The sequence below is a fragment of the Halorhabdus sp. SVX81 genome (genome assembly GCF_029207715.1).
In the GTDB taxonomy this organism is placed as follows: Archaea; Halobacteriota; Halobacteria; order Halobacteriales; family Haloarculaceae; genus Halorhabdus.
This window is the reverse complement of sequence record NZ_CP104322.1, coordinates 1,505,145-1,525,822: the sequence shown is the minus strand read 5'-3', so window position 1 is coordinate 1,525,822 and position 20,678 is coordinate 1,505,145. Positions and strand designations below refer to the sequence as shown.

Here is a 20,678-nt window from a genome sequence, read left to right as displayed (position 1 = left end):
TTAGCACCACTCCTCGTACTGGTGAACGCGTGCCGGGTTGAACGCGACCGGCGCGCGGTCGGTGTCATCGTACGCTTCCCGGTGGGCGCTGTAGGGGATCCACAGGTCGCCCTCGGGGTCGATATCGCGGGCCGTCGCCTCTCGGGCGCGATCCGCGTTCCACTGTGCGAGCTGTTCGACGGGCGCGAGGGCTTCGAGTGGCTTGGCGTCGAGTGAAGCCTCGGCGCGGTCGAACGCCACTGCCCCTCGCTCGGTCCTGACCAGCACTGTCGACTCCCCCTGTGCGCTGCCGACGGTCCCGACCGTGAGGTCGGCTATCCCCCCCGTCGCGTCGGCACACTCCAGACACCCGTCTAAGATCGCTCCCCGAAAGTCCCCGAGCGGGGCGCGCTCGTCTCCGCCATCGGTCAGGTCGATCCGGATCCCCTGGCCGACGAGATCCAGGCCCGCCACATCGTCAGGATCGAGGTCGTACTCCCGGGAGAGGACGTGTTCGAGCCCCTCGTCGTCCAGCGCTTGCGTGCACGTGAGTGCGACCGTCAGGTCGACGTGATCGAGCGGTCGCGATTCGTCGAAACGGTCATCGCGGTAGGGGCTCCGGTCGAGTGCAGCCACACCCTCGATAACGCAGGGCGTGCCGACAAGTGCCAGGCTCGGGTCCGCCGGCAAGTCAGCAGCAGCGAGCAGTTTCTCAAGCGCTGCAAGTTGCAGCGGTTGGGTGAACAACGTCCCGGCGTATTCCTGAACCTCGGCTGGCGTGGTCGCCAGCGCTGGCTCGGCGAGTCCGGTGCCGTCCGTTGCTTCCGTGGCGACAACGGCCCCGTCGATCCCATCGGGGGATTCGAGCAGGGCCGCAAGCAATGCAGTGACGACCCCGCCGTGCTGTGCGCCGGCCACGTCGGCGGCCGCGCTTGCGGCGTAGCCGTCCTCGATCGGACCGATGCCGCCGTCGACCGTTTCGGGATCGGCACCGTCGAGCGTCGGCAGTCTTTCATACCGGAGGCCGGCCCGCGGACAGGTGTCCCAGCAGCGCGAACAGCCCGTACACATCTTCACGAGGGTCGGCCGGCGATCGCTGTCGGCGATCCCGATCGAGTCCGAGGGGCAGGCGGCAACACACGAGCCACACTGCACACAGCGATCGGCCTCGATGACGGCCTCGTCGAGGTGGCGAAAGCGCACTTTCCCGTCCGGTGGCTGTACGTCGGTCGTCGCTTCACGTGGATCGTCGCCCACTGCGGGCGCACGGGGCTGTGGTGATTTCTCAGTCGGCATCGGTTCGCCCTCCGTTTGCAGCGGCTTCGACAGGATCGATTGCTGCTGGATGCAGTACCTCCGCGAGTCGATCATCGTCCGCCCGTCGACAGAACTCGTGGAACTGCTCGCCATCGCGCCCTTCGCGTTCGAAGACCGCGACCAGTCGCTCGATCGCATCGGGGGCGGACTCGATGGGGACGCGTGGTGCGATCCAGGTCGCGAACTGTGGATCGACATCGAGTTTGCCGCCGACGGCGATGTCGACAGCACTCTCCACTCCGTCGTCGGTCTGGCGAGTTTCCCCACGCAGGCCGATGTCGTCGATCTGTGGCTGGGCGCAGGAAGCGGTACACCCGCTGAAGCGCAGCCCGACCCGATCCTGGTCGATGTCGACCCGCTCGTCGAGTTCGGCGGCCCAGCGTTTCGCGCGGGCTTTTGTTTCGACAAGGGCGTAATTACAGAACTCCCGACCGGTGCAGGTGACGACGCCCCGGGTGAACGGCCCGGGATCGGGGGAGTACTCGTCGAGGAGCGGTTCGGCCCGAAGGTCGTCGAGATCCCCATCGGCCACGCCCGGGAGCAGGAGGTTCTGCTGGGTGGTCAGTCGAATCTCGCCGTTCCCGTAGGATTCCGCGAGATCGGCCATCCCCCGGAAGTCCGTGCCGTCGATCCGGCCGACCGGGATGGAGAGGCCGACGTACTTGTCTCCGTCGGCCTGCTCGTGGACGCCGACGTGGTCGGGGTGGTGATGCGTGACGAGATCCTCACCGGCAGATTCGAACTCAAAGGGGGCAAAGCGCTGTAGTTCCTCGCGGAACTGTTCGGCCCCCCACTCCTCGACGAGAAAGCGCAGGCGATTGACTGCCGTGTCGAGATAACTCCCGTGTTCGATGAACAGGTCCGCCGTGGCTCGCACCACGTCCACGACCTGGTCCCGTTCGACGAAGACATCGAGGTCGCTGGCGACGCGGGGGCTGTCCGAGAGGCCGCCCCCGGCGGCGAGGTTGAAGCCTACCCGATCGCCCTTCCGCGCGGGGGTGAATCCGAGGTCGTTGATCTCCGGCTGGGCACAGGCCCCGCGACAGCCGTTGACGCTGACCTTCAGCTTCCGGGGCAGGTTGGCGTACCGGCGGTCGGCCAGAAACGCCTCGGTGATCGCCTCGGCGACCGGGCGGGCGTCGAGCACCTCGTCGTCGGCGACGCCCGCTGCCGGACACGAGACGACGTTCCGGACGGAGTTGCCACCAGTCTGAAAGGTCGAGACGCCGGCCGGATCCAGCAGCTCCCAGATTTCGGGGACGTCCGCCATTCGGATCCAGTGGAACTGTACGTCCTGTCGGGTCGTTACGTCGAGATAGCCGTCACCGAACGGTGATCGGTCGGGGTCGCGCTCTTCGGGCAGCGTGGCGTACTCCTCGGCGACGGTCCCGAGCGCCCTGGCCGCGTCAGCTGTCAGGACACCGCCCGGAATCTTCGTCCGGAACATGAAATAGCCGCTTTGCTTCTGCTCGTAGAGGCCGACCAGCTTGAGCTTCGCCGCGGCGTCCTCCCCGAGGGCTTCTTTGACCGCCTCCGGTCCCTCGGTGGCGTGTTCGCGGACGCGGCGCTTGATCTCGGCGGGGTCCCAGTCGTCGGTCTCGGTGCGAAGCCAGTCTTCGAGACTCCCCTCGTAGAATCTGACGTCCCCGTAGCCGAGGTCTTCGAGTACCGCAAAGACGTAACTCAGTCGGCGAGCCGTGTTACAGTAGAGGACGACCGGTCGATCGGGTTCGAGGCCGTGTTCAGCGAGAGTTGACTCGATCGCTTCGACGCTCCGTCGTCGTCCGGTCTCGTCGTCGACGAAAGCCTCCCAGTCGAGCTGGACGGCCCCCGGAATGTGGGCCTGCTCGAACTCCGGTTCGGTCCGGGTGTCGACGACGATCGCCTCGCCGTCGACTGCCGCCTCGACGTCCTCGCGGTCGGCGAGAAGAGTCTCGTCGAGATCGTCCGGTTCGTATTCGACAGGCTCGACGTCCGGCTGTTCGACCGTGACGTCTGCCTCGCGTTCGTAGACGCTGTAGTCCCCGTCCAGGAGATACAGGTCGCCATCGTGACCGAACGCCGCAAGCGTCGCCAGGAAGCGAGCGGCGTAGACGCCACAGTCGTCGTCGTAGGCGATCACTGGATCGGTGGGGCTGATTCCGGCCTCTCCGAGCCACGTTGCCAGGTCCGTCGGATCGGGCAGCATCCCCCTTGCGATCCCGGTCGGGTCCCGGAACCGATCGACGGGGATATTGGCTGCGCCCGGGACGTGACTGAGGTCGGTGTACGCCGACGCCTCGCGGACGTCGACGATCGCCGCGTCTCGGTCGCCGAGCGCAGTCGGCGGGATGAATTCGATAGCACTCATGTGACAGTACTCAGTATTCGAACCTTACCAGTCATAGTTGCCTGCTTCGGCCCATCTCTTGCCGCGCCCCATGACGAAAATATATCGACTTATCCGCGGTATAATTCACTTTGTTGGAATACATTCGACCAGAGTTTGATTCTTTCAATCTCTGGACCCAGGTCACCAGGTCCGCCAATATATTATCTTTCCGAGGGATGCTGTCTTCCCGTGAGTGGCCAACCCCGATATTGGGGGCTATTATGAGCGCCGTCAGAAACCGTCTGTCCACTGTATACCGGTTGATAAATCGTTATTGATATGGGGCCAAACGCAAGACAAAGCCGAGTTGTGTCGCATTATACGGTTATTTTTGCCGGTTTCTGGGAGGGGGCTCTGACTCCAAAATCGGACAATCATGGACCATGGGCCCGTCGAGGTGGCTACAGCGAGATTTTCGGCGTCATCAAACAGCGAAGCGAAAACGGCGTCTTCCAGGGGGCACGTTACGAACTGTCGGCGGTCGGAACCAGCATCCGGACCGTCGTTCCGTCCCCATCTGTGTCAAACGAAAGGGAGCCACCGGCGTCGGTGAGCGTCCAGTGGACGAACCACAGCCCGAGCCCGCTGAGATGGGCCAGTTGGTCGTGTTCGTCGGACTCGATGACGCGTCGGACTGACTCGGGGATGCCGGGACCATCGTCCGCGATATCGACGGCGGTCATTCCGTCTGGTCCATCAGTCTCCGAGACGCTGATCGAAACCTGGGGTGTATCGCTGTCGGCGTGGATGACCGCGTTCGTGAGGAGTTCATCGAGCGCGGCCGGAAACATATGATTGGCCCAGATTGTGGCTTCCTCGGGTATCTCGGTCGTCACATCCACTGCATCCGTGATCGCTTCGCTGCGTTCGACGACAGAAGGGATGATCTCCGGGAGGTCGTACGTCTCGACGGACTCCCGTTCGTTTAACCGTCTGATCTGGCCCGCACGTTGAATGTAGGAGATGATCGCCTCCGTCTTCCGAAGAATCGTCTTACATGGCTCGGATAGATCCTCCTCATCACGTTGTGATTCGACGACGTACTCGGCGTGGCCCTCGATCACGTTGAGGTCGTTGCGAAGGTTGTGCCGCAGTACTCGATGGAGAACGTGCAATTCCTCGTTTCGGCGTTCGAGCCGGCGATTAGTCCGTTCGAGCTGGTGGCGACTCGCGACGCTGATGGCGTAGATGAACCCGGCAGTGACCAGAATCTCGACCGCGCCCTTGAGCGCCTGGATCTGACTGCGAAGGGGCTCGGCGAAAATACTGGCAAATATGACATCTGAGATATACAGCCCGACGAATCCAAAGAGGAGGTACACGATGGCGATACGCCCGGGTGTCAGCTCCCACCGGGAAAGCGATGCCCAGAAATCAGCGACGAGCCCTTGTTTAGGCCACGCTTCATTTGACCACGATGCAAGCCAGTCCATACACATAGTTATTGCCAGAAACCTAAGAAGACTAGGGGAATACCAGTACCGGGTCTCGGAACGCAAAGACTGGATTAGGCCCGATTCAGTGCGCATCCCGATCGGAGTACGTACTGATCGCTATTGGACGACGGCTGATATTGTGCCTACTGTCCCGGACCCACAAGTTGAGGGGTTTCCGGGTCCAAACGAACGCGATGCTCGGAATACTCCGCCGCGTTGGATACGGATGGATCGCCCTGCAGGGACTGCTCGCCGCCCTCCTGCCGAAACAGCTGGTGAAACTTTCAACACGGCTCTCGTTATGTGGCTTCGAAAATCCCGAGGAACTCGAGCCCAAAGCGTGGTATCTCGATGCGGTGCGAGCGGCCGGCATTGGACTTCTCGCCGCGGGAATCACGGGTCTGCTACTCGAACGTGGCGAGGACGACACTGACGAGCCGGCGGTCGATATCGACGCACCCCCCGAACCCGAGGAAGCCTGATCGGATCGCTCCCTTCCCCATTTTCGCTGGCCCGATAGCAAGCCGCCGTGCCATCGCTGCCCATCGACGCGGCTGGTGGAACGCTATCGAACATGTTCGGCAAATGTGGCAGGATGCGAGCGGTCCAACGGGGACGTATGCGTACCCTCACGCAGGACGTAGATACTGAAAAGGGGCCGCCGGTCGCGATCACGCTCCATCACGTGGCCCTTGCGGTGCTGGTCGCACTCGCCGGGCAGATACTCGCTGCGGCGACCGTCGACAACCCGATCGGACTCTCAGGGATCGCTCATACCCATCTGTTTCTCGCCGGTTTCGTCGGTGTGACGATCATGGGAGCGATGACCCAGTTCGTCCCCGTCTGGTCCGGCGTTGGACTGTACTCCCAGCGGCTGAGTGCGGTCGAAGCCTGGCTGGTCGTTGCGGGCCTCGCCGGTTTCGTCGCCTCGATGCTTACTGCAGAACTGACGATGTTGCACGTCGCCGGGACGCTGCTGGTCGCCGGGATCTGGGTATTCGTCTACAACATCGCACGAACGCTCTGGCGGGCGCGGCCCCTCGACATCACGGAGTGGCACTTCGCCATCGCGCTGCTGGCTTTCTTTGTCCTGACGATACTGGGGTACCTCCTCTCGCTTGATTACACCCAGCCGCTGTTCGTCGATCGTGCGATCACCCGAACCGGCGTGGCGAGCGCGCACGTGACCGTCGCCGTCTTCGGGGCCTTTCTGACGACGGTGATCGGCGCGCTCTACCAGCTCGGCGAGATGTTCACGCAGGCTGACGACGACCGCCTCGACAGGCTCGTCCAGCGCGTCGAACTCGTCGTCTACCCGCTCGCTGTCGCCGCTCTGGCCCTGGGTCGACTGCTCAGTCAGGCCACGGTCGCCCGGATCGGTGTCGTCTTCGTGACTGGGTCGATCGCCATCGTTGGACTCTATCTCGCCCGGAAGCTATTCCGGGCCCGGACCGAGATATCGACCGTTCTCAGGCGATACGCGGTCGTTGCCGTCGCAATGGTCACTTGGGCGGGGCTGACACTGCCGGCCTGGCTGGCTGAACCGACCAACCGCATGACTGTACTGGGAACGCCGGCAAGTGAGCCCGTCCTGCTGGTCGGCGTGCTCGGGTTCGTCGTCATCGGCACATTGTATCACATTGTGCCGTTCCTGGTCTGGCTGGAAACCTACAGCGACCGCATCGGCTACGAGCCAGTGCCGATGGTCGAAGACCTCTACGACAGCCGGCTCGCCAGCGCGGATTTGGTCGTCCTCCTGGCTGGCGTGCTCGTTCAGGCCGTCAGCGGAGTCATAGACGTCGGTTCCACGATCGAACTCGCAGGGGTCGTTGCTATTGGGGCTGGCTTTGTGATCGTCGCTCTCAACCTCGCGCTCACTGTCCGCCACCACGGACCGCACTCGCTGAGTGGGCTATTGCTCCCGTCGCTGTCGGCTGGGCCAGCCGAGGACGCCTGACGACAACCGGCGTGACAGGACGATATCAACAAGCAACCCGAACACGTTCGGCACAACCTCCGGGGGCCCCGGAGACATACCTGGAAGCATGAAGCGACTCGGCGCAAGCGGTAGCACGTTCGACGAGGAGGGGTCGTTCGTCCCCGAGAATGTACCTGAACCGGACGCATTTCTCGACGGGCACGACGTCCTGACGGGCGAAGACCACGTCGACTTTCACGCGACGACCTGGGACCTCTTCGAGGAACGCGGCGTCTACGACATGACCTTCGGCTACAACCTGGCGAAGCTGAATCTCGACACACGCCACCCGATGGCTGGCTTTCGCTACGCCGAAGACGCCGACGAAGATGGCGTCCTCAGGGCGGAGTTCACGCCGACGACGGAGTTCTGTCCGGCCGGCAATTCCCTGGCGATCGGCGCGTTCCGGGCCTGGAACGGACTTTCCGAGCGTCACGACTACGATCTGGTTCGGGTCCGTGTCGCCGAGATGCACAACGAGAGCGAGTCGCTGAACGACGACCTTCAGCGTCTTGAAGATATCTTCGAGGAGACTGGCGAAGTCCCCGGTCCCGATGCCCTCACGGAGGGATCGCCATGAACGCCGAAGATCCGGTGGCGGCGAGTGAGGCACCGAGCGGTCGCTCAAGCGTCGAATTGGACGTTCGGAACCTCGGCCCGCCCAAGCCGTTGCAGAAAACGCTGGAAGCGACAGCCGACCTCGCCGAGGACGAAGTACTGGTCCAGTACAACGATCGCGCGCCACAGCACCTCTATCCGAAACTCGACGATCGCGGCCTGTCTCACGACACTGTCGAGACAGACGACGCGACTGTCACGGTCATCTGGCGGGAGGACTAGGGCTGGTCGTCGGTGTCTGCTCGAAAAGGTAGCGTCCTCACTCGCCCCAGTCTTCTTCGAGTTCCGGGGCGGGTTCGAGCGTCGCGGGATCATCCGCGACGACTTCGAGTTCCGCACCGCAGGTTGCACAGTCGACGATCTCTCCGACTTCGACGTCGTCGTGCAGGGAGACCTCGGCCCCGCATTCCGGACAGTCTGTCATACGGGTGAATCGACGCTCGCGGGTAACTTGAAGGGATTGATTCGTCGCCCGGGCGTCGCGACGGACCCCTAGCCCGTCGCTGGACGAACATCTTCCGCTGTAGCGCCACCTTTGCGCTGTGCCGAACATGTACCGTTATAACCCCTTATATTTGGGGTTATTAAAAGAGATCTCACCCATCTCCCTAGAGTGTTTGCTGAAAACAGATATAAGTGTTCGATTGATCGACAGAGTCGAATGGTAGTAGCTGAAGCCCCACCACTGGGTCCGAAAGGTGGACGATGATTGTAAAGTACAGCCATGAATTAATCGTTCGTCAGATATCGGATGCGGAGATCCTCCCACCGGCGGAGAGGGCGGCGGGTCGGTCGTGGCCGGACATCGCCGGATTCTCGGCGGGGGGATCGACATGGGTCTGATCAGGATGACCAAGTGGCGAACGCTGATCCTCGCCACGATCGGATTCAACTTCTCGTTTCTGATCTGGTTCTCCTTCGCACCCTTCACGGGGCCGATGGCCGAGGAGTTCGGCCTCTCGACGGCCGAGATCGGGATCCTGGCGAGCGCGGCGATCTGGCTGGCCCCGTTCGGGCGGATCCTGACGGGGTGGCTTTCGGACAAGTTTGGCGCACCGACAGTGTTTGCGATCGTCTTGGTATACGTCGGTGTGTTCTCGATGGCCTCGGCGTTCGCCCAGAGTTACGAGGTGTTCTTCGTCGAGCGATTGATCGTCGCGACGGCGGGGATCACCTTCGTCATCGGGATCCAGCACGTTTCGGAGTGGTTCGAGGAGGAGAACCTCGGGATGGCCGAGGGGATCTACGCCGGGATCGGCAACGCCGGCGCGGCTGCCGGCGCACTCATCCTCCCGACCGTATTCTACGCCGGATGGAGCGGGCCGATCTTCGATACCCGCTGGCGGGCCGCCTTTTTCTACACGGGCGTCGTCGCCATCTTCCTGGGGATCGCCTACTACCTGCTGGGCGAGGCCGCAAAGAGCGAGCACAAGCGCCAGGCCACCGCCGAGAAGGCCAGTTTCGACGACTGGATCCACACGGCCACGCGCTACGGGACGGTCGTGCTCGCGCTGGCGTACGTGATGACCTTCGGCCTGGAACTGTCGATGAACGGCTGGCTGGCGACCTATTACGACCGAGGGTTCAACCAGAGTCTCGAGCTGGCGAGTTACTTCGCGGCGACGTTCTCGGTCGCGGCCGGCCTGCTGCGGCCGATCGGCGGCTACGTCAGCGACGTGCTCGCCCGCAAGGAGAAGAACATCCTGCCGGTCTTCACCGGCCGGTACCGCGAGCAGTGGACGTTCGTCACGCTCTGCTTCGTCGTCGTGACGATGGTCGGGATGACACTCGCCGGCCTCTCCGGTGAGGTGCTGATAGCCGTCGGTGCCGGCTTCATGGTCGGGATGGCGTGTGCCTTCGCCGAGGGATCGATCTTCGCGCAGGTCCCGGCGATGTTCCCGAACAGCTCCGGCGCGGTCGCGGGCGTCGTCGGCGGCGTCGGTACCGTCGGCGGGATCGTCTACCCGCTGGTGTACTCCTCGGCGGCGATGCCAAATCTCCACATGGGCTACACGGTGGTCGCCGCGTCGATGGTCCCCATCGTCGCGCTGACGGCCTGGGTGTTCCGGCCAAAGATCGCCAGTGTGGCCAACGAGGCTGGCTTCATCGGATCGGATGCCGGGACGACGTCGGCACCACCGGGTGGTGACGACTGATGTGCGGGATCGTCGCGGTTCGGGCGGTATCGGGCGACAACAGATGCGAGTGCGAACGGAGTGTGTGACACAATGCCACATAAGAAGGAAGACTGGAAAGACGGACTGTACGGCGACGAAGTGCGCGAGAAGATCGAGGAGTTCGCCGAGAAGGGTTGGGAATCGATCCCGGAGGAGGAACGCGAGAAGTGGTTCTCGCGGTTCAAGTTCTGGGGCGTGTTCCACCATCGGGGCGGCCAGGAGAGCTACTTCATGATGCGCCTGACCAACTGCGGTGGCGTCCTCGAACCCGGGCAGTTGCGGGCGATCGGCGAGGTCGCTCAGGAGTACGCCCAAGGGCCAGTCGAGAACCCCGAGTTCGGCAACGGCTGGATCGACTTCACGACGCGGCAGTCGATCCAGCTGCACTGGCTGAAACTCGAGGACATCCCCGAGATCTGGGAGAAACTCGAGGCCGTCGGCGTCTCCTCGCGATCCGCCGGCGGGGACACGATGCGCAACATCTCGGGGTGTCCGGTCGCCGGCAAGGCCGAGGAGTACGTCGAGAGCCGCGACCTGCTCGACGAGATCCAGGACGGCATTCGCGGGGACAACGCCCTGGCGAACATGCCCCGGAAGTTCAACATCTCGGTGACTGGCTGCCGGCAGGGCTGTGCTCAGGATTCGATCAACGACGTCGGTCTCGAAGCGGCCCACACCATCATCGACGGCGAGGAGGTCAAGGGCTTCAACGTCCGCGCGGGCGGCGGCCTCGGCGGGCGCGAGCCCCGCAAGGCCCGCTCGCTGGACATGTTCGTCCGGCCCGAGCAGGCCTACGAGACCGTCCGGACGTTCGTCGAACTCTACCACGAGGAGGGCAACCGCGAGAACCGCTCGAAGAACCGCGGGCGCTTTTTCGTGGACGAGTGGGGCACAGAGAAGATCCGCGAGGCGATGGTCGACCGGCTCTCCTTCGAGCCCGAGCCGGCCGGGACTGACTTCCGCGGGGAGTACACCTACAACGCGGGCAAGCCCGTCGAGCGCGGGGCCCACGACCACGTCGGTGTCTACGACCAGGAAGACGGCACCAACTACGTCGGCCTCTCGGTCCCGGTAGGACGGATGCCCGCCGAAGACGCGATCGAACTCGCCGACCTGGCCGACGCCTACGGGAGCGGCGAGATCAGGCTCTCCCGCCGGCAGAACCCCCTGATCATGGACGTGCCGGACGGCAACCTCGCGAACCTGCTCAACGAGCCGCTGCTCTCCGAGTACCCGCCGGAGCCCAACCCGTTCGTCCGGGGGGCGATGGCCTGTACCGGCACGGAGTTCTGCTCGCTGGCACTGACCGAGACCAAGGCCCGGATGGCCCGGATGCTGCGCTGGCTCGGCGCGAACACCGACCTGCCCGACGACGTCCAGCGGATCAAGATCCATTACTCGGGCTGTACCGCCGACTGCGGCCAGGCGATGACCGCCGACATCGGTCTCCAGGGGATGCGGGCCCGCAAGGACGACGAGATGGTCGAAGCCTTAGACGTCGGCGTCGGCGGCGGGATCGGCGAGGACCCCAGCTTCATCGAGTGGGTCCGCCAGCGCGTCCCCGCCGACGAAGTGCCGGGCATGATCGCCAACATGGTCGAGGCGTACGCCGCACTTCGGGAGGAGGGACAGACGTTCAGGGAGTGGGTCGATGCCACGGGACAGGAGGCCATCGTCGACCTCGCGGAACCCGAGGAGGTCGAGGGGTACGAGGACCCTTGTCTGCACGACGCCAAACAGTCCTGGTACCCCTTCGATTCCGGCCCGAGCCCAGCGCCGACCAAACCCGACGGGACGCCGATCGAGACGGGTGACTGAGATGGCGGGCCGACTCCTCGACGTGACAGCGAGCACCACCCTCGACCACGTTCAGGGAAGCGCTCGTGGAGCCGACTGGACTGACGAGGGGGTGGGCGTCCTCGACGTGTACACCCCGCGCGACGACCCCGACGCAGTCGTCCTCGCGTTCGAACTCGACCCGGCCGATCAGGCCCACGTGGATCAACACATGGACCGGCTCAGGCTGTCTCCGGATCGCGCCCGAGATCTCGCTGCTGCACTCGAATCTGCGGCCGGCGAAACACGTGACGTGACGCGACCGCGCCGTCTCGGTGACTGATCATGTCACGAGCACTCACTACACAGGAAGTTGACTCGCTCGCCGACTGCTTCACGAACGGGCGTCGGAGCCGTGTCCGGGGGCGAACGAGTGGCCGCGGCCCGATCCGCCAGGCTGAGAGAAGGACGGTGTCCCCGTGAGCGACTGGGTACCGACGACCTGCATGCGGTGTGCGGTCGGCTGTGGCCACGTCCAGATGGGCGTCGACGACGGCTACGGGCTCGACACCGTCCGCGGCGACTCGGCCCATCCCGTCAACCAGGGGCTGGCCTGCGGACGCGGGATCAAGGAGACCGCCGAACCCGAGGGCGACTGGCTGACACAGCCGGTGATCCGCCGGGACGGCGAGCTCGAGGCCACCACCTGGGACGTCGCCATCGGCCGGATCGTCACGGAGTTCCGGGATCGACTCGACGAACCCAACTCCATCGCCGTGCTGGGCAGCGGCCAGCAGACCAACGAGGCCGCCTACGCGCTGGGCAAACTCGCCCGCGGCGGCATCGGCACCGAGTACTACGACGCCAACACGACGCTGTGTATGGCCTCGGCCGTCACGGCCTACTACGACGCCTTCGGCAGCGACGCCCCGCCGCCGACCTACGACGACATCCCCGACGCCGAGACCCACCTCGTCTGGGGAGCCAACCCCCGCGTGGCCCACCCGGTCATGTTCCGGTGGCTCGCCGACAGCGCCGACGACGAAGGGAGCGAGATGGTCGTCGTCGATCCCGTCCACAGCGAGACCGCCGAGGCCGCCGACGGCCACGTCGCGCCCGACCCCGGCGGCGACCTTGACCTCGCACGGGCCGTTCTCGCGCGACTCGTCGAGACCGACGGTATCGACCGGGACTTCGTCGTGGAGGCGACAACCGGATTCGACGAACTGGTCGCGGACCTCCCCGATCCCAGAGACGCCGCCGAGGAGGCAGGAGTCAACATGGACGCGGTCGATCGACTGGTCGGCCTGCTCGAATCGGACACGCTCATCTACTGGGGCATGGGCGTCAACCAGTCCGTCCAGGGGACCGACACCGCGGGCGCGCTGATCGACCTCTGTCTGGCGACCGGCAACCTCGGCCCAGGCACGGGCCCCTTCTCGCTGACCGGCCAGGCCAACTCGATGGGCACCCGAGTCTGCTCCTCGAAGGGAACCTGGCCCGGCCACCGCGCCTTCGACGACCCGCACCACCGCCAGGTCGTCGCCGAGGCCTGGGACATCCCGACGGGGCGATTGCCGGATGAGACGGGGCCGGGCCCCGTCGGTATCATCGAGGCCATCGAGGATGGTCCGGTTGAGGCGGTCTACGCCGTCGCGACCAACCCCGTCGCGGGCGCGCCCGACGCCGGGTTCGTCTCGGAGGCTCTCGAGGATGCCTTCCTCGTGGTCCAGGACGCCTTCCGGACGGCGACCGTCGAACACGCCGACGTGATCCTGCCGGCGGCGACCTGGGGGGAGAGCGAGGGCACGACGATGAACATGGAGCGTCGCGTTTCTCGCGTGCGTGCGGCCTCGGATCTCCCGCCGGGCGTCCGGAGCGACCTGGACATCATCGCGACGATCGGCAACGCCCTCCGGGACGATCTGTTCCCGGACACCGACCCCGCGACGGTGTTCGAGGAGTTCGCCGATCTGACCGCGGGCACCGCCGCCGACTGCTCGGGCATCTCCTACGACCGCCTCGCCGAGGAACTGGCGATCCGCTGGCCGGCACCCGACGAGACGGCCGACGCGGGCTATCGCTACTACGGGGGCGAACACGGCGAGTGGGACTTTCCCACGCCCTCCGGTCGGGCCCGCTTCGCCGGCGGGACCGGCCGCGAGCAACCCGAACCGCCCGACGAGGCGTACCCGCTGACGCTGACGACCGCCCGCGAGGCCGACGGGTACAACACGGGGGTTCGCTCGCGGTCGGCCCCCGAGGAGCCAGATCCGCTCGTGGCTCGGGTCCACCCCGAGACAGTCGAGACCCACTGCACGGGCCCGAGTGGGACCGAGCGCGTTCGGGTCGTCTCGCGGCGCGGCAGCGTGACCGCCGAGGTGGACGAAGACGAGGCGATCCCGCCGGGGATCGTCTGGCTGCCGATCCACCACCCGGCGGTCAACGAACTCACGATCCCCGCGACCGATCCCGATTCGGACGAACCTAACTTCAAGCAGTGTGCGGTCCGGCTGGCACCTGTCGAGACTGCCGCGGCACTGGCCGAGAGCGGGCGGGCGGACTGACTTTTAGGATCGTTTACCGTCGAGAAAGAACTTCAGATGCGTTCTCGAACGTCGCGAACGGCCTCAACGAAGTCCATCTCAGCGTCAACGGCCAACTCCGCAAGCGCATCTCCGAACGGGACCGTTTCGTCATCGTCAGGGTCCGTTGCCATCAGGTCTCTGAAATCGTCTGACGTGAGGGCCATATCACATTGTTGGATCGACAATTGCAAAATTCTGCTGGTGGGAGCATCTCTTACGCTTCGGTTTGGCGTTATTCAGCGGGACGTTTGCACACTAGTGCGGTGGTGCAACCACCTTGGCCGCCAAGTTTGATGTCGCTACTGGCCAGCGAGGCGGCCAGTTCCTAGCCAGTCTCACTGAGTTCGTTCAGCCTTGACTACGTCGGGGACGCCGCGTCACTGAAGTAGCCGCCCGAATCTAACCGGACGATCTTGTATTTCCACTGCATGTGCTAGCTCTGGGGCTATATGGCGGTGATCCGATCGGTACACGCAAACTTTGTTAAGATACATCCGAGTATCGGGGAAACTCCTCAAACCAATATTGACGGTCATGTTGTAAACGTACTTCTCCGCCAACTTCTTCAATGATCATTTTACACCTCTCAATTCTTTCAATTGTCTTGTGTAATTCTTCTATATTTTGAATTAGGGGCCTCGGTAAATGCATAATTGAGTTTCGTAATTTGACGATCCCACCGGTTTCCTCAAATTCTCTTTTCGAATCATATCCAAATTTTGAACGGATTTCCTCATATTCCTTCGCGACATTAAGCAAATCAGATATGCTCATAAACTCCGATATATGAATACCAAGCCCCTCGCGTTGAGCCTCTGCCCATTGTTCTATCGTATCTGAATCCAGGTATGGTATTATATCAATCTCACTCAACTCTTCTCTAATTTTTCTAGCAAAGATCGATTCTAATTCCGCAACAATGGGATATATAGCCTCCTTCGTCGCTCTATTATTCATATCGGCAAGAGTTATGATTCCCAAATGTCCTTCTTGACTAATTAACTCCGCTAATTCGTTTTTCTGTTCTTTACTTAATCCTTCATCTGAATATGGCCAACCTATCGTCTGATCAAAATCGGAACGGATACCCCGTTCATACGCAAGTTCTCCATCTTCCAAACCATACACATAGCCAGGGTGAGTTAGAAGAAAGTCATCGCCGGGAAGATGCGTCATTGCAGAGAAGACCTGAGCATCCGTGCTAATTAGTTGTTGAGGTGCAAGATCATGGACTTCTTCAGTTTCTGAATTCACATATTTCTGATCAAGAGGCAATGGGATGTACGTGTAATCGTTCTTTCTATAGAATTCTAATTCACTCTCATACGTTTCAATTGTTTCAATACTGGCAGGCGATGAGATCTTACTTATAAAATGGTTCGTTAAATCAACTACCATGATGTCTTTAGTTGCAGACTACCAGATTCAAGTACCTATCGGCACCAACCACGTTCGTCGCCGCTATTTGAACTCCTTGAGAGAAAAACCGTCGAAAATACTGTACTCACCCAACAGATTTCCCCCTCGACCAAAATATTCAACTATATCCTTTAAAATAAAATATCCTCCCTCATTAATCACTACGCAGTCTTAGTCAATGGCTGTTTCAGTGGGTTTGACGAGAAACAAACGAAGTCGGTAGGCTAACGACAGCTTCGATATCTCAAGGACTGGTATCGGAAGTTCAGGTCAGTTCCTTGCTTGAACGTCTAAGATCGACCTCAAGCCCCGATCAGTCCTCAACCACATCACCGCCGTCGGGGGTTGCCCTCCCTGTCCCGTCGCCCCGTGCTGACTTTGCCTCGTCACTCGCCGATGACTCCTCCCGGTCGTACTCGTAGGGCGCGCGATCGCCCTCGCTGTCCGCGTATTCCGGATTAGGCACCCACTCGCCGTTGTCGTCTTCAATCAGGTACTCGCCGTAGTAGGGGACGCGCTCGGCGACGGTGTCCCGCAGGGCGGCCTCGATGGCCTCCCGGGAGCGATCGCCCAGTGACCGGAGGTCGTCGTTACGGTTGAGACAGCCCTTCAGATAGCCGTCGTGGGTGACCCGGACCCGGTGGCAGTTCTCACAGAAGTCCGTGTTGCCCACGGGATCGACGACCTCGACGAGGCCGCCCCTGTCGTCGTCTGGCGATCCATCGATCCAGTAGCGCGTCCGGTCGTGCATCTCCCGGGCGGTGACTTCGGTGGCCTGCTCGGCCAGCCAGTCGTGGACGCGGTCGATGTCGATCGCCCACTCGGGCCGGCCGGCGAGTTCGGGCATGTACTCGATGAGTTGCAGCCGAAGGCCGTCGCCGTCGGCGACATGCTCGACCATCTCCGGGACGTAGCCCGCCGTGTGCTCGAAGACGACCATGTTGAGTTTGACTGGCGCGAGGCCGGCGTCGAGGGCGGCCTCGACGCCCGAGAGTACCTGGTCGTAAGCCCCCGACTGTGTGAGCGTCGCGAAGTCCTCCGGATCGAGGGCGTCCTGTGAGACGTTAACGCGTTCGAGGCCGGCATCCGCGAGTGCCTGGGCTCGGTCGGGCAGGAACGTGCCGTTGGTCGTCAGCGAGACTTCCAGTTCGTCGGGCGTCCGGCGGACAATCTCTTCCAGGTCGGCCCGGAGCATCGGCTCGCCGCCGGTGAACTTCACGGCCTCGACGCCGTGGTCGCTGGCGACCTCGAGGATGCGGACGACCTCCCCGGTCGAGAGTTCGCCTTCTGCGGGAGCCATCGGCCCGCGCGTGTCGCCCAGTCCCTCGTTGTGGCAGTACACGCAATCGAAATTGCACCGGTCGGTCAGCGACACCCGGAGGCCGGTGAGTTCGCGACCGAAGTCGTCTTCCAGCATCTATCCACACAACGGGATCCCACGTCAAATAGGCCACGCCGAAGACGTTCTCGTGATTCGTCGCTTTCGCCCCGCAGATTCATATACCGTGCCGGAACCACGGTCGCTATGATCGGACAAGCGTCCATAGCCAACGGCCAACGGGGGAAGCTACGGTGAGTCATCGTGCCCTCGTCGTCGTTTCCGGCCAGAGTGGGTGGCTACGTGGTGAAACAGTCTGGCGGGAAGGCCGAACCGAACCACCGGATGGCTGGCGACCCCCTCGAGAAACGCCGTTCGAGTCAGACTCGCTTCGGGACGTCGTTGGGTCGCTGGATTTCGCCCGATTTGACGGCATGTACCGTCGCGCTGGTGGCGAGTGGACCGCGTTTCTGGCCTGTTGGCTGGCCGTCGAGCACTATCTGGGGAAGCCAGTCCCGGAACCATGCGGTGACGGGGCGGTAGTTGCGATCTACTCCCCACGGGAAGAGACAGCACTGCGAACCTGGCTCCGAGGGGCGAAAGCGACTGTCGCCGATGCAGTCCGTGCGAACGAGCTGTCGATCATGGCCGGACGACGGCAGTTGCTGGTTGGCCTTCGCCAACGAGCGGGAAATCGCGAAATGGCGATCGGGAAATTTGGGAGTGATCGCGACTCGCGACGCTTTTGTGACCGGACGAGCTACTGAGGGCCGTGACTGACACGGGCGACGGACGCAAGCAGGGAGCCGAGGGCAACCGCGAGCCCGTGGTCGATCCGCCGGCAGAGACTGCGCGTGAACGGGTCGCACGAGCCGTCGATCGGGGCGACATGGTGACGGTCTTCGGTCGGTGTCGCGTCGAGTACGACGGCCGTGCGAAAAGCACACTCGGTCCCGGGGATCGACTGCTCGTACTCAAGCCCGACGGAACGGCCCTGGTCCATACCGACGAAGGCCACCAGCCGGTCAACTGGCAGCCACCGGGCTCGACGCACGACGTGAGGGTCGAGGACGACCAGCTTCAGGTCGAAAGTCACCGGACAGGCCCCGAGGAATACCTCGAAGTCACGTTCGAGTCGATCGAATACGTCACGACCGTCGACGTGACTGATCCGGAGGACCTCTCGCTGTCCGGCACGGAGGAAGACCTCCGCGAGCGGGTTCTGGAGTCGCCCGGGTTGATCGAATCCGGGTTCCAACCGCTAGCGACCGAGCGACCGACGCCCGCCGGCGCGATAGATATCTACGGTGAGGATAGCGACAACCGGGCAGTCGTGGTCGAACTCAAACGCCGACGCGTCGGGCCGGATGCCGTCGGCCAACTTGATCGCTACGTGGGGGCGCTGGCCCGCGATCTTCACGCCGACCGGGAGATACGTGGTATCCTCGTTGCGCCCTCGGCGACGGATCGAGCGCAGGAACTCCTGGCCGAGAACGACCTGGAATTCGTGGCGCTGGACCCGTTGCCGACCTGATGAATGCGGCGACAGCTGACGGCCGTCTCTAGGGGCCGCCCCATTCCTTTACCCGCTGGCTCCCGTATCCAAACGCGTGACACCGAAGGTAAGCATCGTCGGAGCCGGAATTGCCGGGGCAGGTGCCGCTCACGCGCTGGATGAAGCGGCCGACGTGACGGTCTTCGAAGCCGGGACTGTCGGTGGCCGGATGGTTTCGGGCCACCGGGACGGCTGTATCTACGATTACGGTGCCAACTACGTCGATCCACCGAACGACCGCGTCGAAGAGCGCTTCCGTTCGATCGTCGGAAAGCAACTCGCCGTCACGACCGGCGACGTATGGATCTTTGACGAGTCCGGTGAGATCGAGGAAGGGCGGCCGAATCAGGGGGTCAAACTGACCGGGCGTGACGGTATCGACGAAATCGTCCGTGCGTTCCTCGATGCCAGCGGAGCGACAGTTCAGGAGCACACGACAGTCGACCGCCTCGCCCGTACGGCGGACGGCTGGACGGTTGTCGCCGACGGCGAACGGCTGGCGTCCGATGCGATCGTCGTGACGCCGCCGACCGGGGATCTCCTCGCCAGCGCGGACTGGGAAGCCGACTTTCGAGAAACGCTGGTGGCCGCCCGGCAGCGACAGTCCTATCGGACGATCGATTCGGTCGCGCTGCACTATCCCTTCGAAATTGACGTCCCTTATTACGCCCTGGTCAACACCGACAAGGAACACGCCGTCGGGTGGCTCTCCAGGGAGTCGTGCAAACCTGGCCACGTCCCCGATGGCGAGGAAATCCTGATCGTCCAGTTGAGTCCAGCCTGGGCAGCCGGACGCCCGGACGCGACGCCGACGGAAGCGGCCGACGCCGCGAGCACTCACGCCGCGACGCTCCTCGGCGACGACCGACTGGCCGAGCCGGACTGGTGGGATCATGAACGGTTCACGCACGCACTGCCGGGTGACCGGGTTAATCCAGCGCTGTTCGAGCAAGCCCTCGCTCATGATCTCGGGCTTGCGGGGGACTGGCTCGCGGGAACTGGACGAACGCACGCGGCCCTGGAGACGGGACTGGACGCCGGGCGACGGCTGGCCGGGAACCAGTGAGTGTTCTGGGGAAGACTTATCCCGGATAGAGCGGACGGATGAGTATGCCACTCGATTCGACTACGAGCGATGCGAATCCGCTCACCGACTACATCGAAGAGGGCGCACGAATCGCCGCAATCCTGCTCGTCTGGGGGATCATCGCCGTCGCGGTCGCCTGGGTGTTCGACGACATCATCGCGGCGAGCCGCCCCGGAGCTTTCGGTCTGAGTGTCGGGTCGATATTCTGGCTGACGGGGATCCTCAACGCTATCCTCTACGTGTGCTTCCGGACGGTCGATCACTTTCGTGGGTGATCGGCCGGTGTGAAACAACCGATCGCTCCGTCGGTAGGCCACTATTTCATCCAGATCTTACGATTCTGCTGTAGACACCGGCATCTCGAAGAGTGTTACCTCACAGTCATCACAGGAGACGGTTGCGACCTCGAAATCGTTACAGCAGGAGGTCACGACTTCCGTATCGAAGGTCGCTCGCCCGCCACAGTCGGGGCAGAACTCCAGGTACAGTCGGACGCTACCGGCCAATTGGCTCCGTTTCCCGGGTGACCGGTCGTCCCAGTCGTCATCCCGGCGTTCGAACACGCGACACGCGGCGAGGTCGGCAACCATCGCCGGATGTGATACCCACTGGGCGAGCAGCCGTCCGTCTCGATTAGCATGGACTGCCTGTTCGGTCTCCTCGATCTGGACCGGTTCGTCGACGGAGAAAATGTCCGCAATGGCAGAATCGAGCGCTGAGTCGTCGAGATCGTCGATCGCGGATCGCCAGGCACGCCGAAACGAGGGGTCGAGTTCGAAATCGTTGTTGTCGTTGGTGAACTGGAGACAGTCGATGTCGAGCAGGATCGATTCGACGTCCTGAGTCTGCTCGTCACTCGCCTCATCATCGGGAGTTCGCTTCTCCGAGAGCGTTTCCCAGGTCTCCGCACACCCGCCGCCGTCGACTTCGTCGTTCAGTTCTTCCCGGTGTTGTTCATACTCCTGTTCGTTGCGTTCTAGATCGCCTGCCATAGTGTGTAGTATCAACAGGATATCCTTTTAAAACTATTGGTAGTCCAATACTTCTATGCCTTCCTGG

Annotated in this window: 20 protein-coding genes; 12 read left to right on the top strand and 8 right to left on the bottom strand. The window is 62.9% G+C overall.

Annotation, left to right across the window (positions count from 1 at the left end):
• From SVXhr_RS07610 to SVXhr_RS07600, 3 genes are all read right to left on the bottom strand, one after another.
• Entirely contained in the window at window positions 1-1,275 is a 1,275-nt protein-coding gene (locus SVXhr_RS07610; protein WP_275736619.1) for a Coenzyme F420 hydrogenase/dehydrogenase, beta subunit C-terminal domain, read from the bottom strand.
• On the bottom strand, window positions 1,265-3,646 hold the full coding sequence (locus SVXhr_RS07605; RefSeq protein WP_275736618.1) for a rhodanese-like domain-containing protein: 2,382 nt from the start codon (window positions 3,644-3,646) through the stop codon (window positions 1,265-1,267). The genes SVXhr_RS07610 and SVXhr_RS07605 overlap by 11 nt, the downstream gene beginning before the upstream one ends.
• Window positions 3,647-4,131: 485 nt before the next feature.
• Window positions 4,132-4,989, bottom strand: a complete 858-nt coding sequence (locus SVXhr_RS07600) for a HAMP domain-containing sensor histidine kinase (protein WP_275736617.1) — start codon at window positions 4,987-4,989, stop codon at window positions 4,132-4,134.
• Window positions 4,990-5,297: 308 nt separating this feature from the next.
• Here SVXhr_RS07600 and SVXhr_RS07595 point away from each other — a divergent pair, with 308 nt between their 5' ends.
• The 4 genes from SVXhr_RS07595 to SVXhr_RS07580 all read left to right on the top strand — a co-directional run bounded on the left by SVXhr_RS07595 (window position 5,298) and on the right by SVXhr_RS07580 (window position 7,921).
• The gene (locus tag SVXhr_RS07595) at window positions 5,298-5,585 is read left to right on the top strand and encodes a hypothetical protein (protein WP_275736616.1); all 288 of its coding nucleotides are present in this window, start codon (window positions 5,298-5,300) and stop codon (window positions 5,583-5,585) included.
• A gap of 137 nt (window positions 5,586-5,722) precedes the next feature.
• Window positions 5,723-7,060: a hypothetical protein gene (locus SVXhr_RS07590; RefSeq protein ID WP_275736615.1), complete on the top strand. Its 1,338-nt coding sequence runs from the start codon at window positions 5,723-5,725 to the stop codon at window positions 7,058-7,060.
• An 88-nt stretch (window positions 7,061-7,148) separates the two neighbouring features.
• Complete coding sequence (locus tag SVXhr_RS07585) at window positions 7,149-7,661, top strand: hypothetical protein (RefSeq protein ID WP_275736614.1); 513 nt, start codon at window positions 7,149-7,151, stop codon at window positions 7,659-7,661.
• On the top strand, window positions 7,658-7,921 hold the full coding sequence (locus tag SVXhr_RS07580) for a DUF2249 domain-containing protein (RefSeq protein WP_275736613.1): 264 nt from the start codon (window positions 7,658-7,660) through the stop codon (window positions 7,919-7,921). Before SVXhr_RS07585 ends, SVXhr_RS07580 begins: the two co-directional genes overlap by 4 nt.
• Window positions 7,922-7,958: 37 nt before the next feature.
• Here the strand turns inward: SVXhr_RS07580 and lysW are convergent, their stop codons facing one another.
• The gene (gene lysW, locus SVXhr_RS07575; protein ID WP_012795235.1) at window positions 7,959-8,123 is read right to left on the bottom strand and encodes a lysine biosynthesis protein LysW; all 165 of its coding nucleotides are present in this window, start codon (window positions 8,121-8,123) and stop codon (window positions 7,959-7,961) included.
• A 409-nt stretch (window positions 8,124-8,532) separates the two neighbouring features.
• Here lysW and SVXhr_RS07570 point away from each other — a divergent pair, with 409 nt between their 5' ends.
• From SVXhr_RS07570 to nasA, 4 genes are all read left to right on the top strand, one after another.
• Window positions 8,533-9,855, top strand: a complete 1,323-nt coding sequence (locus tag SVXhr_RS07570) for an MFS transporter (RefSeq protein ID WP_275736612.1) — start codon at window positions 8,533-8,535, stop codon at window positions 9,853-9,855.
• Between the two features lie 72 nt (window positions 9,856-9,927).
• A complete protein-coding gene (locus SVXhr_RS07565) occupies window positions 9,928-11,694 on the top strand; it encodes a ferredoxin--nitrite reductase (protein ID WP_275736611.1) in 1,767 nt (588 codons plus the stop codon).
• A 1-nt stretch (window position 11,695) separates the two neighbouring features.
• The gene (locus SVXhr_RS07560; RefSeq protein ID WP_275740894.1) at window positions 11,696-11,995 is read left to right on the top strand and encodes a DUF6360 family protein; all 300 of its coding nucleotides are present in this window, start codon (window positions 11,696-11,698) and stop codon (window positions 11,993-11,995) included.
• 136 nt (window positions 11,996-12,131) lie between these two features.
• Complete coding sequence (nasA, locus tag SVXhr_RS07555; RefSeq protein ID WP_275736610.1) at window positions 12,132-14,219, top strand: assimilatory nitrate reductase NasA; 2,088 nt, start codon at window positions 12,132-12,134, stop codon at window positions 14,217-14,219.
• 32 nt (window positions 14,220-14,251) lie between these two features.
• On the opposite strand, the gene SVXhr_RS07550 is transcribed toward nasA, so the two are convergent.
• The 3 genes from SVXhr_RS07550 to moaA form a co-directional block, all read right to left on the bottom strand.
• Entirely contained in the window at window positions 14,252-14,404 is a 153-nt protein-coding gene (locus tag SVXhr_RS07550; protein ID WP_275736609.1) for a hypothetical protein, read from the bottom strand.
• A 319-nt stretch (window positions 14,405-14,723) separates the two neighbouring features.
• Window positions 14,724-15,638: a hypothetical protein gene (locus SVXhr_RS07545; RefSeq protein ID WP_275736608.1), complete on the bottom strand. Its 915-nt coding sequence runs from the start codon at window positions 15,636-15,638 to the stop codon at window positions 14,724-14,726.
• 334 nt (window positions 15,639-15,972) lie between these two features.
• Window positions 15,973-17,076, bottom strand: coding sequence for a GTP 3',8-cyclase MoaA (gene moaA / locus SVXhr_RS07540; RefSeq protein WP_275736607.1), 1,104 nt, complete (start codon window positions 17,074-17,076; stop codon window positions 15,973-15,975).
• 335 nt (window positions 17,077-17,411) lie between these two features.
• Between moaA and SVXhr_RS07535 the strand changes: the two genes are divergently transcribed.
• From SVXhr_RS07535 to SVXhr_RS07520, 4 genes are all read left to right on the top strand, one after another.
• Complete coding sequence (locus SVXhr_RS07535) at window positions 17,412-17,744, top strand: hypothetical protein (protein WP_275736606.1); 333 nt, start codon at window positions 17,412-17,414, stop codon at window positions 17,742-17,744.
• Between the two features lie 59 nt (window positions 17,745-17,803).
• A complete protein-coding gene (nucS, locus tag SVXhr_RS07530; RefSeq protein ID WP_275740892.1) occupies window positions 17,804-18,511 on the top strand; it encodes an endonuclease NucS in 708 nt (235 codons plus the stop codon).
• 76 nt (window positions 18,512-18,587) lie between these two features.
• The gene (locus tag SVXhr_RS07525; RefSeq protein ID WP_275736605.1) at window positions 18,588-19,598 is read left to right on the top strand and encodes an FAD-dependent oxidoreductase; all 1,011 of its coding nucleotides are present in this window, start codon (window positions 18,588-18,590) and stop codon (window positions 19,596-19,598) included.
• A gap of 44 nt (window positions 19,599-19,642) precedes the next feature.
• Window positions 19,643-19,894, top strand: a complete 252-nt coding sequence (locus tag SVXhr_RS07520) for a hypothetical protein (protein WP_275736604.1) — start codon at window positions 19,643-19,645, stop codon at window positions 19,892-19,894.
• Between the two features lie 57 nt (window positions 19,895-19,951).
• On the opposite strand, the gene SVXhr_RS07515 is transcribed toward SVXhr_RS07520, so the two are convergent.
• Window positions 19,952-20,611 carry a hypothetical protein gene (locus SVXhr_RS07515; protein ID WP_275736603.1) on the bottom strand — a complete coding sequence of 220 codons (660 nt, stop codon included), beginning with the start codon at window positions 20,609-20,611 and terminating at the stop codon, window positions 19,952-19,954.
• Window positions 20,612-20,678 lie beyond the last annotated feature (67 nt).

Bases quoted from the DNA above. Each gene is read 5' to 3' on its own strand.
- lysW (WP_012795235.1), bottom strand. From the start codon at position 8,123: ATGACAGACTGTCCGGAATGCGGGGCCGAGGTCTCCCTGCACGACGAC.
- SVXhr_RS07535 (WP_275736606.1), top strand. From the start codon at position 17,412: ATGTACCGTCGCGCTGGTGGCGAGTGGACCGCGTTTCTGGCCTGTTGG.
- SVXhr_RS07570 (WP_275736612.1), top strand. From the start codon at position 8,533: ATGGGTCTGATCAGGATGACCAAGTGGCGAACGCTGATCCTCGCCACG.
- SVXhr_RS07610 (WP_275736619.1), bottom strand. From the start codon at position 1,275: ATGCCGACTGAGAAATCACCACAGCCCCGTGCGCCCGCAGTGGGCGAC.
- SVXhr_RS07560 (WP_275740894.1), top strand. From the start codon at position 11,696: ATGGCGGGCCGACTCCTCGACGTGACAGCGAGCACCACCCTCGACCAC.
- SVXhr_RS07580 (WP_275736613.1), top strand. From the start codon at position 7,658: ATGAACGCCGAAGATCCGGTGGCGGCGAGTGAGGCACCGAGCGGTCGC.
- SVXhr_RS07515 (WP_275736603.1), bottom strand. From the start codon at position 20,611: ATGGCAGGCGATCTAGAACGCAACGAACAGGAGTATGAACAACACCGG.
- moaA (WP_275736607.1), bottom strand. From the start codon at position 17,076: ATGCTGGAAGACGACTTCGGTCGCGAACTCACCGGCCTCCGGGTGTCG.
- SVXhr_RS07550 (WP_275736609.1), bottom strand. From the start codon at position 14,404: ATGGCCCTCACGTCAGACGATTTCAGAGACCTGATGGCAACGGACCCT.
- SVXhr_RS07595 (WP_275736616.1), top strand. From the start codon at position 5,298: ATGCTCGGAATACTCCGCCGCGTTGGATACGGATGGATCGCCCTGCAG.
- SVXhr_RS07520 (WP_275736604.1), top strand. From the start codon at position 19,643: ATGCCACTCGATTCGACTACGAGCGATGCGAATCCGCTCACCGACTAC.
- SVXhr_RS07605 (WP_275736618.1), bottom strand. From the start codon at position 3,646: ATGAGTGCTATCGAATTCATCCCGCCGACTGCGCTCGGCGACCGAGAC.
- SVXhr_RS07565 (WP_275736611.1), top strand. From the start codon at position 9,928: ATGCCACATAAGAAGGAAGACTGGAAAGACGGACTGTACGGCGACGAA.
- SVXhr_RS07545 (WP_275736608.1), bottom strand. From the start codon at position 15,638: ATGGTAGTTGATTTAACGAACCATTTTATAAGTAAGATCTCATCGCCT.
- SVXhr_RS07590 (WP_275736615.1), top strand. From the start codon at position 5,723: ATGCGTACCCTCACGCAGGACGTAGATACTGAAAAGGGGCCGCCGGTC.
- SVXhr_RS07585 (WP_275736614.1), top strand. From the start codon at position 7,149: ATGAAGCGACTCGGCGCAAGCGGTAGCACGTTCGACGAGGAGGGGTCG.